The 1,837-nt window shown below is 70.7% G+C and carries 2 protein-coding genes; both read left to right on the forward strand.

All coding sequences use genetic code 11. The annotated features are described in order from the left end of the window. A partial coding sequence (locus D588_RS0117565) for an efflux RND transporter periplasmic adaptor subunit (RefSeq protein ID WP_020381184.1) occupies positions 1-925 on the forward strand: 925 nt, incomplete at its 5' end. Further along, positions 925-1,837 (forward strand): efflux RND transporter permease subunit (locus D588_RS0117570; protein WP_026143840.1); only part of this gene is annotated, 913 nt, incomplete at its 3' end. The genes D588_RS0117565 and D588_RS0117570, both read left to right, overlap by 1 nt.

Consider the following 1,837-nt stretch of genomic DNA (forward strand, 5'->3'; position numbering starts at 1 on the left):
CACCGCGGCGCTGGAAGCGCGCGCCGAATCGCAGGTGGTGGCCAAGACCTCCGGCGTGGCCCTGGCGGTGCTGGCCGAGGAAGGCCAGCAGGTGCGCGCCGGGCAGCCGCTGGTGCGGCTGGACCCCGACCGCGCGCGGCTGGCGCTGGCGCAGAGCGAGGCGCAACTGCGCAAGCTGGAGAACAACTACCGCCGCTCGCAGCAGTTGGTGGGCCAGCAACTGGTCAGCGCCGCCGACGTCGATCAGATCAAGTACGACCTGGCCAACGTGCGCGCGCAACACCAGTTGGCCGCGCTGGAGCTGTCCTATGCCACGGTGGTGGCGCCGATCTCCGGGGTGATCGCCTCGCGCTCGATCAAGACCGGCAACTTCGTGCAGATCAACACGCCGATCTTCCGCATCGTCGACGATTCGCGGCTGGAGGCCACGCTCAACGTGCCCGAGCGCGAACTGGCCACGCTCAAGACCGGGCAGCCGGTGACCCTGCTGGCCGACGCGCTGCCGGGCAAGCAGTTCCGCGGCCGGGTCGACCGCATCGCGCCGGTGGTGGATGCCGGCAGCGGCACCTTCCGCGTGGTCTGCGCCTTCGACGAAGGGGCGGAGGCGCTGCAGCCGGGCATGTTCGGCCGCATCCGCATCGATTACGACCAGCGTGCCGATGCGCTGGTGGTGCCGCGGTTGGCGCTGCTCGACGATGGCGAGCCGGCGGTGTTCCGCGTGGTCGCCGGCAAGGTCGCGCGGGTGCCGGTGACCCTGGGCTATGCCGAAGGGCCGTGGGTGGAGATCCGCCAGGGCCTGCAGGCCGGCGACCAGGTGGTCACCGCCGGCAAGGTCGCGCTGCGCGACGGCAGCCGCGTGCAGGTGATCGCGCCGCAGCGCGAGGTGGCCGACGCCGCCCCGTCCACCACCGCCGGAGCGCGCTGATGCACGGCGCCGATTCCGACGCGCACGCACCGCCTGCGCCCGCCGCCGCGCACGGTGGCGGCCTGGTCGAATTCGCCACCCGCCGCCGCGTGACCATCGCGATGATCACGCTGACCATGCTGCTGTTCGGCGCGATCGCGCTGCACGGGCTCAAGGTCAACCTGCTGCCGGACCTGAGCTATCCGACCCTGACCGTGCGCACCGAGTACGCCGGCGCCGCGCCGTCGGAGATCGAGACGCTGGTGACCGAGCCGGTCGAAGAAGCCGTCGGCGTGGTCAAGAACCTGCGCAAGCTCAAGTCGGTGTCGCGCACCGGACAGAGCGACGTGGTGCTGGAGTTCGCCTGGGGCACCAACATGGACCAGGCCAGCCTGGAGGTGCGCGACAAGATGGAGGCGCTGTCGCTGCCGCTGGAGGCCAAGGCGCCGGTGCTGCTGCGCTTCAATCCCTCCACCCAACCGATCATGCGCCTGGTGCTGTCGAGCAAGACCGCCGCGCACAGCGACGCCGAGGCGGTGCGCGCGCTGACCCAGTTGCGTCGCTACGCCGACGAGGACCTGAAGAAGAAGCTGGAACCGGTGCAGGGCGTGGCCGCGGTCAAGGTCGGCGGTGGGCTGGAGGACGAGATCCAGGTGGATATCGACCAGCAGCGGCTGGCGCAGCTCAACATGCCGATCGACACGGTGATCGCGCGGCTCAAGGACGAGAACGTCAATCTCTCCGGCGGACGCCTGGAGCAGGGCACGCAGCGCTACCTGGTGCGCACGGTCAACCAGTTCGCCGACCTGGACGAGATTCGCAACCTGTTGCTGACCACCCAGGGCGCCGGCGGCAACGCGGCCGACGCGGCCTTGCAGCAGATGTACGCGATCGCCGCCTCCACCGGCTCGGAAGCCGCGATCGCGGCGGCCT

This window comes from Xanthomonas sp. SHU 308 (assembly GCF_000364645.1).
Lineage (GTDB): Bacteria > Pseudomonadota > Gammaproteobacteria > Xanthomonadales > Xanthomonadaceae > Xanthomonas_A > Xanthomonas_A sontii.